Source organism: Pedobacter sp. KACC 23697 (assembly GCF_045348445.1).
GTDB lineage: Bacteria > Bacteroidota > Bacteroidia > Sphingobacteriales > Sphingobacteriaceae > Pedobacter.
This window is the reverse complement of record NZ_CP157485.1, coordinates 4401825-4418643: the sequence shown is the minus strand read 5'-3', so window position 1 is coordinate 4418643 and position 16819 is coordinate 4401825. Positions and strand designations below refer to the sequence as shown.

Annotated in this window: 11 protein-coding genes and 1 tRNA gene; 9 read left to right on the top strand and 3 right to left on the bottom strand. The window is 40.1% G+C overall.

Going from position 1 to position 16819, the window contains the following annotated elements:
• The first annotated feature begins 5 nt into the window (after positions 1-5).
• The 3 genes from metG to ABEG20_RS17845 all read left to right on the top strand — a co-directional run bounded on the left by metG (position 6) and on the right by ABEG20_RS17845 (position 3635).
• Complete coding sequence (metG, locus tag ABEG20_RS17855) at positions 6-2114, top strand: methionine--tRNA ligase (protein WP_406824608.1); 2109 nt, start codon at positions 6-8, stop codon at positions 2112-2114.
• A 196-nt stretch (positions 2115-2310) separates the two neighbouring features.
• Positions 2311-2382 (top strand) — tRNA-Arg (locus ABEG20_RS17850).
• A gap of 275 nt (positions 2383-2657) precedes the next feature.
• Positions 2658-3635 (top strand): S41 family peptidase, encoded by a 978-nt coding sequence (locus ABEG20_RS17845; RefSeq protein ID WP_406824607.1) that lies wholly within the window; start codon positions 2658-2660, stop codon positions 3633-3635.
• Positions 3636-3727: 92 nt separating this feature from the next.
• Here the strand turns inward: ABEG20_RS17845 and ABEG20_RS17840 are convergent, their stop codons facing one another.
• The 3 genes from ABEG20_RS17840 to ABEG20_RS17830 form a co-directional block, all read right to left on the bottom strand.
• Positions 3728-4561: a helix-turn-helix domain-containing protein gene (locus ABEG20_RS17840; RefSeq protein WP_406824606.1), complete on the bottom strand. Its 834-nt coding sequence runs from the start codon at positions 4559-4561 to the stop codon at positions 3728-3730.
• Positions 4562-5533 (bottom strand): aldo/keto reductase, encoded by a 972-nt coding sequence (locus tag ABEG20_RS17835; protein ID WP_406824605.1) that lies wholly within the window; start codon positions 5531-5533, stop codon positions 4562-4564.
• Between the two features lie 219 nt (positions 5534-5752).
• Positions 5753-6511, bottom strand: coding sequence for a TlpA family protein disulfide reductase (locus tag ABEG20_RS17830; RefSeq protein ID WP_406824604.1), 759 nt, complete (start codon positions 6509-6511; stop codon positions 5753-5755).
• 321 nt (positions 6512-6832) lie between these two features.
• Between ABEG20_RS17830 and ABEG20_RS17825 the strand changes: the two genes are divergently transcribed.
• The 6 genes from ABEG20_RS17825 to ABEG20_RS17800 all read left to right on the top strand — a co-directional run bounded on the left by ABEG20_RS17825 (position 6833) and on the right by ABEG20_RS17800 (position 16818).
• A complete protein-coding gene (locus ABEG20_RS17825) occupies positions 6833-7444 on the top strand; it encodes a GIN domain-containing protein (RefSeq protein WP_406824603.1) in 612 nt (203 codons plus the stop codon).
• A gap of 247 nt (positions 7445-7691) precedes the next feature.
• On the top strand, positions 7692-8846 hold the full coding sequence (locus tag ABEG20_RS17820; protein ID WP_406824602.1) for a transglutaminase domain-containing protein: 1155 nt from the start codon (positions 7692-7694) through the stop codon (positions 8844-8846).
• Positions 8847-9337: 491 nt separating this feature from the next.
• Entirely contained in the window at positions 9338-10876 is a 1539-nt protein-coding gene (locus ABEG20_RS17815; protein ID WP_406824601.1) for a hypothetical protein, read from the top strand.
• Positions 10877-10902: 26 nt separating this feature from the next.
• Entirely contained in the window at positions 10903-11241 is a 339-nt protein-coding gene (locus tag ABEG20_RS17810) for a hypothetical protein (protein ID WP_406824600.1), read from the top strand.
• 17 nt (positions 11242-11258) lie between these two features.
• Positions 11259-12902 carry a hypothetical protein gene (locus ABEG20_RS17805; RefSeq protein WP_406824599.1) on the top strand — a complete coding sequence of 548 codons (1644 nt, stop codon included), beginning with the start codon at positions 11259-11261 and terminating at the stop codon, positions 12900-12902.
• 7 nt (positions 12903-12909) lie between these two features.
• On the top strand, positions 12910-16818 hold the full coding sequence (locus ABEG20_RS17800; RefSeq protein WP_406824598.1) for a hypothetical protein: 3909 nt from the start codon (positions 12910-12912) through the stop codon (positions 16816-16818).
• The last annotated feature ends 1 nt before the right edge of the window (position 16819 follow it).

Genomic DNA, 16819 nt, shown 5'->3' with positions numbered 1-16819 from the left:
TTGTTTTGGATAATAGTAAAATAAAAAGATATACCGTGACTGCAGCGCTTCCGTATACAAACGGACCGGTTCATATTGGGCACCTGGCTGGTGTTTATATCCCTGCAGATATTTATGCCCGTTATTTAAGATCGAATAAACGCGATGTAAAATTCATCTGTGGATCTGATGAAAATGGTGTACCCATTACTTTAAAAGCCAAAAGAGAGGGCATTACGCCACAGGAAGTGGTAGATAAATACCATAAAATCATTGGCGATTCTTTTAAAGAGTTTGGCGTATCTTTCGATATTTATCACCGTACTTCATCGCTTACGCATCACCAAACGGCTGCTGATTTCTTCGAAACCCTTTACGAGAAAGGTGTTTTTACGGAAGAAGTTACCGAGCAATATTATGATCCCACTGCAAAACAATTTTTGGCCGATCGTTACATTACGGGTACCTGCCCTAAATGTGGTAATGAAAATGCGTATGGCGATCAGTGCGAAAACTGTGGCTCTACACTTAATGCAACCGACTTAATCAATCCAAAATCTACCTTATCCGGCGATAAGCCCATCTTAAAGGAAACTAAAAACTGGTTTCTGCCACTGGATAAATATGAAGATCGTTTACGGACTTATATTGAAAGCCATAAAGAATGGCGACCAAATGTATACGGCCAATGCCAAAGCTGGCTAAACGCAGGTTTGCAGCCAAGGGCAATGACCAGAGATTTAGATTGGGGGGTGCGTGTTCCACTCCGTGATGCGGAAGGTAAGGTACTTTATGTTTGGTTTGATGCGCCAATAGGATATATTTCTGCAACCAAGGAGCTCTGTAACTATGCCAAACTTGATGTGTGGAACCCAAAAGCAGAGGAATATTATATTAATAATTACGAAAACGATAAATGTGGATGGGAAGAATACTGGAAAAGCGACGAAACCAAGTTGGTTCACTTTATCGGAAAAGATAATATTGTTTTCCATTGCATTATTTTTCCGGCAATGTTAATGGCACATGGTGAATATACTTTGGCTGATAATGTGCCTGCAAATGAATTCTTAAACCTGGAAGGACAAAAAATATCAACTTCTAAAAATTGGGCCGTTTGGTTAAATGAATATTTAAGAGAGTTTGAAGGAAAACAAGATGTATTACGTTATGTATTAACAGCAACAGCTCCTGAAACTAAAGACAATGATTTTACCTGGAAAGATTTTCAGGCTAGAAATAATAATGAACTGGTAGCAATACTCGGTAATTTTGTAAACCGCGTGGTGGTGCTTACGCATAAATACTTTGATGGTGCTGTGCCAACCTGTATGGAAATTACAGCAGTTGATCAGGCTGTTATTGATGAATTGGCAGGTTATCCGGCTAAAATTTCTGCATCTATAGAAAACTACCGCTTTAGGGAGGCTTTATCAGAAGTAATGAATGTTGCCCGTTTAGGTAACAAATACCTGGCCGAAACCGAACCCTGGAAACTCATTAAAACTGACGAAGACCGTGTAAGAACGATCCTGCATATTGCACTTCAAATAGCGGCTAATATTCAGATCCTTATTGAACCTTTTATGCCTTTTACAGCAGAAAAGTTAATGAAAATGCTTAAAAATGGCGGTCATGATTGGGATGATGCGGGTACCGTTAACCTGTTAAAACGTGGTCATGATATTGGAGAGGCCGTGCTCTTATTTGATAAAATTGAAGATGCAGAGATCGACTTCCAGATCGCGAAATTGAATCAAAGTAAGGCCAGTAATGCGGCTAATAATGTTGTTGCTGCTCCGGCAAAAGAGAATATCCAGTTCGACGATTTTTCTGCCATGGACATCCGCGTAGCCACTATTGTAGCTGCAGAAAAGGTAGAGAAAACCAAAAAGTTATTGAAGTTAACGGTAAATACAGGCATTGATGAAAGAACCGTGGTTTCTGGTATTGCAGAATATTATAAACCTGAAGATATTATAGGTAAGCAGGTGAGCATGATAGTGAACCTGGCACCTAGAGAGATTAAGGGAATTTTATCACAAGGCATGATTTTGATGGCCGAAAATGCAGCAGGCAAACTCACTTTTGTAGCGCCTGTAGAAAAGTTCCAGGAAGGCAGTGTAATTAGATAGTGTTAGCTCCACTAAAATATAAAGCCATTTGATTAATTTCAAATGGCTTTTTTATTGTTTACCTATACGCAATAATCCTACCAGGCAACTGTTGTAATTGATTTTTTATATTTTTTAAAGACAATTATTTTTAGATAAATGCTTGTTAAAATGAATTCTCTTGCGACGAAACTTTTGCTATATTTGCGCAACAAATGGTCCCGTAGTTCAACGGATAGAATAGAAGTTTCCTAAACTTTAGATATGAGTTCGATTCTCGTCGGGACCACTGCTTTAAACCCCTTTAAGTTTTCCTTAAAGGGGTTTTTGTCGATATCACCTATGCTGCTGAAGGAGCGACTTGAATGCTTTAGACCCGATATTAAATAGCTTATCCTGGGTGCTATTGAATATCCAGGAAATTTCTTATTTATAGTTATATGCTATTTTAGAACGTGTATTTATAAAATAGTAATGATCTGTACAACCATTTATACGTTTTCCCATGCAACCCTTTTCGTTAACCTCACGTCTTCAAAATGTATCAATACTTTATAGAAACTGATGAAGATCCCTGCCTATCTATTAATCATTTTATGCGCTATACTTTATAACCCCGTTTATGGCCAAAACAACTCACCGGGCCGTGCTACAGTGAAATTAAATAAAGAAATTTTCACCATACTGAAAAATAATTCCATGTTCAGCAACAAATTGGATTGGCGAGGCATACAGGAGGAGAGCAAAACATTATCGTTAACCACGAACGACTCTGCCAACCAGCAGATGCTTTATAATTTCTACACAGAGAAGCTAAGGGCAGCTGGAGATAAACACTCATTTTTTGTGTCGTCAAAACGGATGAAGCAGATTGCTGAGACACCAGTGGCAGAATGGCCGCAGGGCGACTATCTGGGAGATGGTGTTGCCTGGGTTAAGGTACCAAAGTGTTTGAGCTTTGATGAAACGAAAGACGCTCGTTTTGCCGACACCATCCGTCTGATCATTCAAAAATTAGATACGGAAAACAACATTGCAGGCTGGATTGTAGATCTGCGCCATAATACAGGTGGTAACATGTGGCCTATGCTGGCGGGGTTGAATGCCCTAATTGTTGATGGTACCGCAGGTTACTTTGTTTTTGGCAGCATGGAGGAAAAGCGGCCCTGGCCAAATGAAAATGGTAAAATTTCGGGTAAGCCAGCAAACATCAGTACTTATAAAATTAAAAACAACTCGGTAAAGATCGCTGTGTTGCTGGATGCCAGAACCGGAAGCAGTGGTGAAATGACAGCAGTTTCCTTATTGGGGCTGCCCAATGTTAAATCTTTTGGACAAACATCAGCCGGATATACCACAGCTAACTATACGTTTAATCTTTCCAATGGTGACCAGTTGCAACTGGCCCGAACCTTCGTCGCCGACCGCAATGGAAAAGGCTATCCCGAAAACATTAAACCCGATGTTTTTATTGACGATGTTTCTAATACCAGGCATGACCGCGTGATTGCAGCCGCTAAAGCATGGTTACTGGAGAAGTAGTTAAACCTTTTGGTTTTGTAACCTATTAAAACTAATCGTTGGTGATTTTAAGAATTGCCTGGGCTACACCAGGTGTTCTAAATGCCTGCAAGTTATACCTGCTTAGCTATTTCAAGATGGATAAGTTCACTTGGGGCTAACCCAAACTTCTTTTTAAAGGTATGTGAAAAGTGCGAAAGGCTTTCGAAACCTAAATCCAAATAGATGGCAGAAGGCTTTTGATGTTTATTTTCGATTAAAAATTTTGCCATGTCAAGCCGTTTGGAGAGCAGCCATTGGCGAGGAGGAAGAGCGAATGTTTTTTGAAAATCACGCTTAAATCCGGCCAGGCTGCGGCCCGTGAGTTGGGCAAATTTTTCCACAGGAACATTGAACTGGAAATTATTGAGCATAAACTTTTCCAGATTTATTTTGTAGGGTTCTGAATAATCAAATAAAAAACTTCGTAATACAGGCATCGCCAGCAGCAATAATTTAACGCCCTCTTTTACCTTTAAAATGCCCATTTCGTCAGTCATGGAGGCTCCCGAACTTCTGGCATACGGAACGATGGAGTGAAAATAGCCCTGCAAAAATTCATTGGAGGGAATCAATAGGTTTGGCAGACCAATATATTTCCCGCCAGATTCCAGTTTTTCCTCCAATGCAATTTTGCGCATCAGGTCTTCCTGTAGTGAGATCACAATGGTTTCATAGCTGCCTCCGCCGCCAGGTGTTTTGGTCAGCATACCCAGTTGATTTTTACCAATCAACAGCATTTCTCCTGCGCCCATAGATATGGTTTGAGCAGAAGTTTCTAAGGTGAATTGACCTGAAACCTGCAGTACCAGGGTATGATGGTCCCAGAAGCACGCTTTCTGTTTCCTTTCGGTACACAGGTAAGAGTAAAAGATTACACCAGGAAGAATTTCTGCCGGACTTTCCATTTATCGTTCTAAGTAGGTGCCGCCTTTAATGGCTCCTATTGCAAAAGTAGTATTTAATACATTTATTTCTTCAGGGGTGAAGCTGATTTCCATCGCCTCGATATTCTCGGCCAAACGCGATCTCTTGCTCATGCTTACTAATGGCATGATCTGATCGCCCTGTTCTTTTACCCAGGCAATGGCAAGCTGTGTCGGTGTACAACCTTTTGTGATGGCCAAATGTTTCAGCACCTCAACTTTTTCGAGGTTATGCACAAGATTTTCATGCTGGAAACGAGAGAAATGATTCCGGTAATCGTTATCGTTTAGTGGTGCTGTCAATTCGCCTGTAAGCAAACCTTCTGCCGTATTTGCAAAAGCCACAACAGCAATACCTAACTCCTTTGCTGCCGGTAACAATTCAGTTTCTATCTGTCGTTCAGCAAGCGAATAACCAATTTCTAATGCACTGATCGGATAGACATCATTGGCTTTGCGCAGTTGCGCTGCGGTAATTTCAGATACACCAATGTGTTTAACTTTGCCTTCCTTAACCAGATCGGCAACAGTGCCGATAATATCTTCCACGGGCACGCTATTATCCATCCGGCTGGGTTGATAAAGGTCGATGGTTTCAATACCAAGGCGGGTAAGTGAGTAATTAATGAAGTTTTTGATTGAATTCGGTTTGAGATCCATGCCTAACCATTGGCCGTTGTGAAAGATGGCTCCAAACTTTACGCTGATAAAGGCATCATCGCGCCTTCCTTTAATCGCTTTTCCAATCAGCATTTCGTTATGGCCAGCACCGTAAAAATCGCCGGTGTTCAGAAAATTGATGCCAAGGTCCAAAGCTTCCTTTATCGTCGCCATACTTTCTGCTTCATCAGGTGCTGGTCCTCCCCAAATCGACGACATACGCATGCAGCCCAGTCCTAGGCCTGATACTAATGGCCCATTCTGGCCTAACTGAATTTTATTGATGTTTTTCATAATTCAAATATCAGCGTTCGGAAAGAGAATGAATTGCGTACACAGCCCAAATAATTTGCTTATACAGCTCAACTAAATGGTATTTGAAATCCAAATTTTTAAATCCTCGACTATGTATACCACGGTAGATACCTTGTATTGGCAAAATAAAATATTTTCTTAATAGGCATAAAGCCGCCCTGATACTTGTAGACGGTTCTTTTGTGGAGGGGTGGAATTTTACAGCAGGTCGTTTAGTAAAATTGATATTTGTCTCCACGAATCTGAGATTTCACCGTAAACATCAACAATAAAACCCTTCTTGTCCAGAATTAGGTTTGTAGGAAAAGCAGAAATTTTAAGTTTATCTATTTCTTTTTTTGCATTGAGAATATGGGTAAAGCTAAAAGAAGTTTTCTTTAAAAAGGCATTAACCACTTTTTGGTCCTCAAAGGTAATCGCAAGAAAATTAAATTTATCTCGCGACTGTAGATGTAACGAATCAAGCAAAGGAATTTCAGCTACACACGGTATACAATTTGTAAACCAGAAGTTAATGATAGTTGGTTTACCACTCAAAAAAGCCTTTGAGTAGTTTGAGCCTTTTTCATTCTTAAAGCGTTCAATAGGAAAGCGTGTGCCAATCAGTTTTTTTTGTTCACCGTAAGGATCAATATAGTTTCCGTTTTTATCTTTTCCGGTAAGAACAGTAATTTTAGGCGTAATGATTACCGAATCATTACGATTTATTCGCGTAACAACGCGTTCTTCAGCCTTTCCGTTTTTAGAAAGGTTTTCCTTAACCTTCAGATAAGTTTCAGAATCAATGATTTTGCCATTTGGCATTTTATAGTAATAGTTTTGTTGCCCGGATACAGATAGGGAAAAAAGAATAAACAAGGAAATAAAGAAAGACTTCATAATAATATTGAATGGATTGTTGTTTAAGTTAACTGCTGCTATTACAATTAAGACAAAAGTTCGTTGTATATGTTGCATGATAAAACATTTTTTAGATCTATTTACTGGCTAATTTATAACTATAAACGTCAAATTAAATTCATTTATAAATTTCCATCCGTTGCCGGTGTAATTAGAAAATTCTCGCTCTGCCTTAAGCGGTAATTGCCTGAAAGAAATATATTTTCATTGTTATTTTAAGATTTACAAACAAAATAATTTTCAGTTTCGTCTAGAAATTACAGGCGTTGGTCTAGTAGTTATTGATGCTGGTATAATATGAAGTTTTTGCCTGCAACGTTTACGGCACAACTGCGTCTTAATAACAAAACAATAACAAGAACTTAAAATATTAAAGATATGAAAACCTTCACAAAAACCTTATTCGCAGCAGCATTAACAGCAGTAGTATTTACTTCATCAGCAATGGCAACTTTTGCCGCCGAGCCTGTTAAAACAGAAACCAAAACGGCTTCATTATCTACATTCAACCGGATCTGGGTAAGCGGTAACGTAAAACTGATCTTAACGCAGGGCGACAAACAAAATGTAGCAGGCGCAAGCAACTACGATGCTGAAAAAACTTCAGTACTAACCGATGGAAAAACCTTATTTATCAATTCAATGGAAACCAGCCAGGTAACGCTTAATATTACTGTAAAAGATTTGGAGAGAATCGAAGCTTATGGTCAATCGGTTGTGATAACCAGCAATAATTTTGATGTAAAAAACCTTCAGTTATTTTTGAGCCAGAGTGCTACCGCTAAGATTAAAACTACAACAGGCAGTTTATATACCATCGTTAAAGAGGATGCGGTATTAAAATTAAATGGTACTGCTGATCAGAGTACAATGATTGCAAGCAACATGAAAAATTTAAAATTAACTGACTTTGCCAGTCTCAAATCTGAAACCTATGCTTCTGAAGCAATCATGACAGCAGAGCAAAATGCAATGGTTTTAGCCAAATAGAAAGTATCAATCAGATAAGTTAAAGCTGCCTATTTGGGCGGCTTTTTTGTTTAAGGGAGTGGTTCCAGGAATATTTTTTATAACGCAAAACTATAAGGCCGCATGTTTAAAAATGAGCATATGGCGTAGTTGTTATTTCTACCAGGCAACTTAGGCTTTAAACCGCCAATTATATTTTTGATTCCATGCAACCTTACTGATTTTCAGGGCGTCTTTGTTTTAAGTCCGAACCTTAAAACAATTGAAAATGAAACGCGCTATTCTATCCTTACTCCTTTTCTCAGTAATCACTGCGTTCGCCCAAAAGCAGCTTAAAATCGTTAAGGCAACTTCTACCAGTGTTGATATCAAAGACGATAACTACCCGGTTAGAAAGAACGCCTGGACAGTTATGCCTAAAGAAAAATTGGATGTGTATACCACCTCGGCCAAAAAAGTAACTTTTTATACCGACCAGGAATCCATATCCTTCAATATCGATCCAAAGGTTGGGGAATATGATTTTATTATCCTGGTTAATGGAACCGATACCGCAAGAACACAGGTAAAATATGATGCAAAGGCACCAAACCGGAAGCCTATTGCCTACCTGGATACACTTCAAAAGGCCGGAAAATATAACCTTTCTGACGTACGTGAAGTCCCGGTATTTACCTACCAATCTATGGAAAACCCGAATCTGGTGCGCATCAGAACGGATCTCAGGCTGGATTCTGTTGCAGGCAAAGGAAATGAGCTTTCTAAAATTTTCAACCTGATGAATTGGGTACATAACCTGATCAGACATGATGGGAACAGCAATAACCCGAACCTTAAAAATGCAATTGAGCTGATTAAAGTATGCAGGGAACAAAACCGCGGGGTAAACTGCCGTATGCTGGCCACGGTGCTTAATGAATGTTACCTCGCTATGGGCATCACTTCCAGATATATTACCTGTATGCCAAAGGAAACAAACTTTGATGATTGCCATGTGATTAATATGGTATACAGTAAGGACCTTAAGAAATGGATCTGGATTGACCCTACCTTTGATTCGTATGTAATGGATGAAAAAGGCAATCTGCTCGGTATACGGGAAGTAAGGGAGCGATTGGTAAAAGGTATGCCGCTGGTATTAAATGCGGATGCAAACTGGAACCGTACCGCGTTACAATCCAAGGAATATTACCTGCAGACCTATATGGCAAAGAATCTCTACCGCCTGGAAACACCCGTAATGAGCCAGTATGATGCCGAAACCTGGACCAGCGGAAAAGAAGTGGCCTATGTAGAACTGTTGCCACTTGACGGTATTGTGCAGGGACCGCAGAAAAAAGAATCAGTAAATCAGAAAACCGGGGTTAAGTTTATCAATTATAAAACCAATAATCCTGAACTGTTCTGGACTACACCAAGATAACCTGGTATAAAAAATATATAAATACCCCATTTGGCTATTCTGAAGAAGGGCATTAAAAAAACTATAATTAACAGTCATGCTGGTTTTGTTTTTTTGGTTTTCATTTTTAGCAATACTCTTGCGCAATCTACCCTTTAAGACCGGATCTAACAGATTGAAGACTGTCTAACATGGAATGTACAGACTAGTAATTACATTACTTCCAATTTGCTCTAGCGAATGAATATTTAAGGTTCAAGTGCTTGTAATTTAGGTAATTAATATTCGTAAGGTTGTTTTTGAAAAGGGCTATGGTTTTGCAGATACAGAAAAGAAAATTCGGGTAAGCAATAAACGATTTTTCAGGCAGCATCTTTCCTTCGGTTCTAAAAAAATAAATTAAAATTTTATGCCTATAATTTTCTCTTTACGGTTTTCCGTAAGGATTGCCGTTGCTGTGCTTATACTTTTGATCAGCTAAACAATACTAAAAGCATTAAAATGTATAAATTATGAAAACAGGCAATACCCGTAACTTTATCAGAATCATGGGACTATTGGGGCTATTTGCAATTTCAGCTTGTAAAGGTTCCGGAGGCTCCCAAACAGAAGATCCTTTTGCAGCTACAAATTTTAACCTTTATGATCAGGATTTAGGAAAGCGTATCGAAGCGTACCATAACACTAATGTTCCAGTAAGTGAGACCAAAAAAGGTACACCGGCACTTTATATTGATTTCTCCTCTGGAATAAATAAGGCTTTTAGCGATCCTACGATTAAAAGCATGATGTCGGCCTGCTTCAACACCGTTCTCGCCCAGCAGTTTGAAGTTTACAAATTAGGTTCTAATAAAATATCATTACTCAACGTAGCCAATACTACCGAGTTGGGGCAACAGGTAAGCGACCCGAAACAATACGCTGATATCTGGGCACCATTGCAATCAACAGTAGAAAAAATTGTTACCGGAAATAGCGATGCTCTCCTGATTACCGATTTTGAGGAGTGGCAAAAAAATATAGAAGTTACCAATACGGCTTTTCTTAAAATCCCATTCTCCAAATGGCTCGAAAAAGGAAACGCTGTCCACTTTTTTATTGCAGATTATAAAGAAGGCAAGGTAAATAAACATCTTTACTTTACCATATTCAGTTGTGGTCATCCGGATGCAGGAAGTATGATTTCAAAACTCGAATCAAAACTTTCGCCATCCACAACCCGGTTTGATTTATCAAACAGTGCTTATCAGCTTTCTACAGCATATCCTTCGGAAAAATCAGGTGGTATTTTTTATGATGAGACTGCAAAATCAGATAAAGCCAAAAATGTACTCGATTTAAAAGAAGGTTACATCAACGGACTAAATAACGGACACAACTTTGAGTTTTATCCGCTCGGATTAGATTGGAAAAACATCGATCAGCTGCACAGTACTTACGCAGCCCAAAACCAGTTTAACGATTTCTTGAGGAAACTTTTTATCGACCTCAGTAATGAAGACAGCTACACTTTTGGGAACTTCAGTGTAAAAGTTTCGGATGTAGCTACCGATTTCGAAAACTTTGCAAAAGCAGAAGAAGCCAAAAAACACCAGCCGAAATTAAGCAAAGGTAGTAACGGCGAGGCCAAGTTTTCTGATCAGGAAAAAGATGCAATTGCACTGGCATGTTACAATCCCGACGGAAAATTAAAGGCGCAATGGGTTTATCAGGCACAGCCTTCAAGTCCCCTTAATGAGGTTTTTACTCTAAACCAAACCCTTTTTAGCAATACCAGGGCAGCTAATCCAAAACATGCAGAGTTGGGTATTGCTTTCGATCCTAAATTCAGTGTAGCCAACATCCGTAATCCAGATGGACTGATCAAGGTAGATATTTTAACAAACACGGCCAGACCCAATTTACAGGGCGCTAAAATGGCCAAATTTGAGTGGATAAATGCTAAAAATACCCCAAATACAGCTTTATCCGAATCAATCAAAAACACATTGCAGGAGCTTAAACCTGCAGATAAAGTAGTGTACTCGTACTACATCAAAACCAAACAGTAATCTAAATCATTAAAATAAACTCTAAAATGGAATCAACTTCAGCTTACATCATCTCTATTATTATTGCATTAATCTTTCTGCTGCTATCGGCCATTATTGCAAATGCCATCAGGTTTGAGGGAGGGAGTAATCCAAAAGATCCTAAAGCACGCAAAACCTGGTTCTGGGTATTGGCCATCTTAAATCCGGCAGTATGTTTTTTACTGGGTTATTATGCATTTAAGCCTGATGCAAATATCATGGTCGTAAATAATTATGTAACCGCCCTGAGTATCGGTACAGCTATCGGCTTTATACTTTACATCATGATTGGTTTTGTGATGAGCAAAATATTTGCCACCGGAAAAATCGGACACTGGTTTTAATCCCTAATCAAAATATAATGGATAAATTATTTGTCATCGCCATAGGCGGTACCGGGATGCGCTGTTTAGAAGCCTTTACCCACTTATGTGGAATCGGGATGTTCGATAATCAGGAAATCGAAGTACTCACGCTTGATACCGATCAGAATAACGGGAATAAAGGCCGGGTTGAAGAACTGATCGGTCTTTACAACCGGATCAAAACAACTGGTACCAGTATAGGCGGAACGCCAAATGCAAACACCTTTTTCTCGGCTAAACTGAATTTACACCGGTTTTTCACCAATTATGCCGGCCCGGGAAGGGAAACCTATAAAAACATCAGTAAAATTACCACCGGTTCGCCACAGCAGCAGAGCGCCAATAAGTTAATTTCGGATCTGTTTTTAGACAATAGCTCTGTACAGGAGTTTGCCTTAGACCACGGCTACCGGGCACAAACCCATCTGGGTTCCATGCTGATGTACCATGGCATAGTAGAAGCCGCCCGCAATATCATTAAAGGTGCTGCAGTACAATCGCAGGAGCGCGAACTGGATACCTTTATGGGCAAACTGGAGGGTGCTGGTGCAAATGCCAGGGTTTTTATCTTTGGCTCTATATTCGGTGGTACAGGTGCATCATCTATTCCGGTCATCCCTAAAGCACTGCAGGATTTTGTTAAAATCCGTTCTAACGGAAATGCCAGTATCGATTTTGCCAAGGCCAAATTTGGTTCTACTTTATTAACGGAATATTTCACTTTCAATAAACCAGATGACAAACAGAAGGCCAGCAAAGCCAATAGTGTAATTGCCGATTCGTCGTTTTTTCCGCTAAACAGTCAGGCTGCGCTGCAGTTTTACCAAAGTGACCCTACCGTTCAGAAATGTTATAAATTGCTTTACCATATCGGCTGGCCCATAGAAAGTAAAAAAATCGATGGCAGTAACGTTTCCAATCAAACCATAACCGGTGGCAGCGAACAGAAAAATCCCTGCCACATTACAGAGTTGTTATGTGCCTGTGCGGCGTACGATTTTTTTACCCGTAAAGATGGTTTTAACAGCGCAAAGGCTGATTACCTCTATAAAGCAGTAGAATTTAAAGATAACTCGTTCAATTTTTCTTTTGATGACTTTATAGGCAATGAAAATAAATCAGGAGAGATATTTGTAAATAAACTGGGTGCTTTTTTCTCCCTGGCACACATTTCTTTAACCAAAAATGGTGGGGCTTTTGATGATGCCGGTATAAAAGGTTTCATCAAACAGTGCGAAAACCAAAAACTGAACCAATACAGCACCATTACCGATACCGAGTGTAAAGACATTAACGAATATTTCAAGCTTTTTGCATATACCTTTAAAGATGCCAAGTTTATCCCTGGCTGGCTTTACCAGGTGAGAAGTTCCGTTGCCCCGGGCAGGTTCCTTTTCAATAGCAAGGCATTTCCGGACAACCCTTCCGAACTAAAAAAACTGGATGTCGGTACCATTTTCTTGGATGAAAAACACCATTGGAGTAAAGGACGGTTTTTTAGCGATCGCTATAATGTTTTTGTGGAGAATCTGATCGACACTAATCCTAAGGAGGAGCAAAAGGTAAATACCACCAAAGAGAAATTCCTCGCGCACATTTTTAATGCACTTACCATTTCACAAAACTTCGATATAAACTAAAGCCACTATGTCTGATAAAAGAATCAAAGCCCTGGCCATAAAAGTTCATCCCAAAACAGAGCCAAACGGTGTCGAATTTGCCTGGGACAAAATCCCTCAGCTTGAAGTATTCACTAAAAATATCCTGATCCCTGAAATCGCTGTAGATAAGGACGGTAATTCTGCTGTTAATATCGGAACCATTGTATCAGGTATACCTTCTGTATTTGCCCGGGCCAACTTATTCAAAAATGCTATAGATAACATCCGCGATAAAGACGCTGAAGCATCAGGTTTAATGTTATTTTATAAATCACTGATCAGCGAATGGAAAGGGTTGATCAGTTGTATAGCTTTAAACTATAAAGATTTAGAAGCGAATAGAATTCATCTATCTTATTCCGATGGACAGCAATTAAATACAACTGCAAACCTATACGAGCCTACCGGTGCATTTGGCAACATGCTGTTTGAGCGTAAACCTTTATGGTGCGATCAATCTTTGGCCAATAATGCCGATAGAATACCCTTTATCGATGTCATTTCATTTAAAGGCCATGTGATTGGCGGAACCTCTCCTGACAGTTTTGTTTTCACTTCGGTATCATACCAGATTAAGGAAAAATTCCCTTTCATTAACGTACAGAACGGAAAATTTATCGATCCCTTACAGTCGGAAATTAATCCGCAGGAACTCTCTACGCTGTATGGTTATGCCAAATACATTTTAGAGAACATTGAAAAGTTCAGATTAAATTATGCCGGAGTAGAAGAACTGATCCGGCCAGAATATGGAAATATATCGACCTGTATCCAGGCCTGGATGAACGATATGGTCATTTATCAGCAGACCAAAGGTTACCCTAAACTTGATAAATCTACCCCACCCGAAGTCGGCTCCCTGTTCAATTATCCTTTTAGTCTTCTTTTTAACTATTCTACAGCATTATTCGGTTCTGAAGGAATGATCTATAACGAATCGAAAGAAGGCAGTATCCTGTTTGATCCGAAAGATCTACTGCTTCCGGATACTACTGAAATTGCCCAGATCGATTTTGGCAGGAATGGCATGGACACCCGGAATTTCCTCAAAACCAAACCCATATTGCTACTGGCGGCCGAAACTAAAGGACAGCTGAACAGCTTTGCCTATTTTACCCTGCCATTAACGCCATTGGCCCTGAATGTTTTCGGCGCCACACTTGATGCATTGGTCGGCATTTCGGAATCATCAAACGTAAAATCACGCATTACCGCCATTTACGACCCGGCCGATAAAGATGGCGAACGGTTGATTGTTCAGTTAAAGCTATATACCGAAACCGGAAATGAAATTATTAAAGAGGTCATTTACAAAGTAACCTCAGAATCAATAAGCGGTAAGGACATTTTGATGTGGCCAAATTTTATTTCCAAACAATGGAACCGCTATTTTTTGTATTCCGAAATACCGCATAACGATGCAAAATTTCAGGCGACGCCATTTATCGGAAATGTGGACGATGATTTTTTCAGGATTATCCTGGATGAAAAAGGCATTCCTTTATACCTGGCCGCTAACGGAAGGGCAGCAATAATTTCTGAAAAATACGGCAACATTAAAGCCCAGTTGCACATCGCATCCAACAATGCCGTTGCCGATAATAAGTATAAATATGAAATATACGAAAGCAATAAACCTTTTAAAGGGATAAAGTTTGCACATGCAGGGGTTGATTGCGGTTTTGGAATTATCCGTTACGATGGATCGGGCAATACGCAAGCCTTACCGGTGAACATGTTAAATGCACCAAGAACATTGTCGCCTGCCTTCTTAGGGGTCGATTTTGGCAGTACCAATTCTTCTATTGCTTATTTTTCCGATCAGCGGAATGAGGTTTGCGAAAACCTGAAACTTACCAACAAAAGGGTATCCTTACTGGCTAGCGATAGTAAAAACAACGATGAACGGCCAGCCGTGGAAGATGAAATTTTCTTTTTCCAGAACGACGAAATCCTCACCAATTCCATCAAATCTGTATTAACCATCCACGATTCGAGAAGAGTAGTGAACGATGGCAATATCCAGGTCAACTCCTTAATGGCACAGGCCGTAAAAGGTGGTTTCCCCTGTTTTGAAAAAAACCTACCCATTGAAAATGCAGAAAACAACCGTTACATTTTAGGCTATAACCGGATTGGCAGGGCCGAGCTGGTGTACAACATGAAGTGGTCTACCCAGCAGATTGACAAGAGTTACAAAACCGCCTATTTAAGTACTTTACTCCTTCATGTATACGCACAGTTATTTATCGAGGGGCATGAGCCGCATACCTTAAAATGGTCGTACCCTTCATCAATGGGTAAAGAATTATTGAGCGAATACAGGGGGATATGGGATTCGCTTAAAGAAATATCACCCATTGAAAGCCAGGTTAAATTAAAAACCTTCCCTCCTTCTGATCTTTCAGATATCGGTGATACATCGGGCAACAACAGCTGGGGCTCTCCCGCAGCACAATCGGGTGGTTGGGGCAGTCAGGCTTCGGTACCTGCAGCCAAAACCTCGGCATGGGGTTCAACCGGTACCGGCAATAGCGCTTGGGGCGAACAAGCCCAGGCAGAAGTGGCAACAGGATGGGGCAATGAGGCTAAAAAAACACTTGCAGTGGTAGATATCAAAACCGAAACCGGTCCGGTGAGGTTCGATTTCAAAAAATTAAGCAACGAAGAATCCTTATCAGAAGCCTGTGCCGTAGCCAATTACCTGGTGCGCCCAAACGGCGGTTACGCTATTAATCCCGGAGAACTGGTACTTTGTTTTGACATTGGTGGCAGTACAACAGATATTACGGCACTATGCCAGATGGAAGGTGGAAAGGCAATGATCAAGCAGAATTCCATCCGCTTTGCGGCCGAACGTGTGGCGCAGGCCACCAGATTTTCGCCCAACTTTAAAAATGTACTGCTCAGGATTTGTGAAAAGAAAAAAATATCTATTCAGGGACTAAATTCTGGTACGCCTAAATTTAGCGAAAATACGGCACCCTATTATTTTGAACAGGTTGTTGACCGCTTAGAGGCTTCGGATTTTGAAACTTTTTATCTTTTAATCGCTGCCGAATGTAAGGAAATGATGAGCATTAACCTTTACGTTACCGGCCTGATTATGTTTTACGCAGGTCAGTTGGCTTATAAGCTAAGGAATGAGATTTTAAAATCAGAAGATGCGCCACCAGCGGTTAAAGCTATTCCACCAAAAATAAAAATTGCCTTTGCAGGTAAAGGCGCAAGAATATTCGACTGGTTTACCGCAGTAAATCCGGCCGCAGCAGATGATTATTATACACAGATGTTTATCAGGGGAATGGGCGGGGAAGCAATGGCCAAACAAACCATTAGTCCGATTACCACAAGCCCTTTAAAAATAATCGATATCAATTCGCAACGCGGAACAGATAATGCGGATGTTAAATACGAAGTATCGAAAGGTTTGGCCATCCCAACCCATATCACCAGCATTCTGGTACCCACCAATAAACAGGCCATTGAAATATTGGGCGAAGATAATTTCTGCGTGGTTACGCCAAATGGCGAATTTAAATACCTCGAATCAACCAATTCCATTACGCCTGAAATGCTGGAGCATATTGGCAATCATTTTATCTGTTTGCCACAGGAAGGCAAACCGCATTGCCCTAGGTTTATGGATTTTGCCGATCTGTTTTACAAAGTATCATCCGGCATGTTCGGCTTAAAAATGAATGCGACAGATTTTATGGCGGGTTTTCAGGACATGAACATCGAGAACTACATCAAAGGAGAGCCCGATTTTATCAAAGCACAAAAGCGCAAACACGACGATCAGAAAGATTTCGATTATGTAGCGCCCGTCATCATTCTGGAAGGGATGAAATTCTTTGAAAAACACCTGCTTAAGGGCATTCAAAAACAATAGT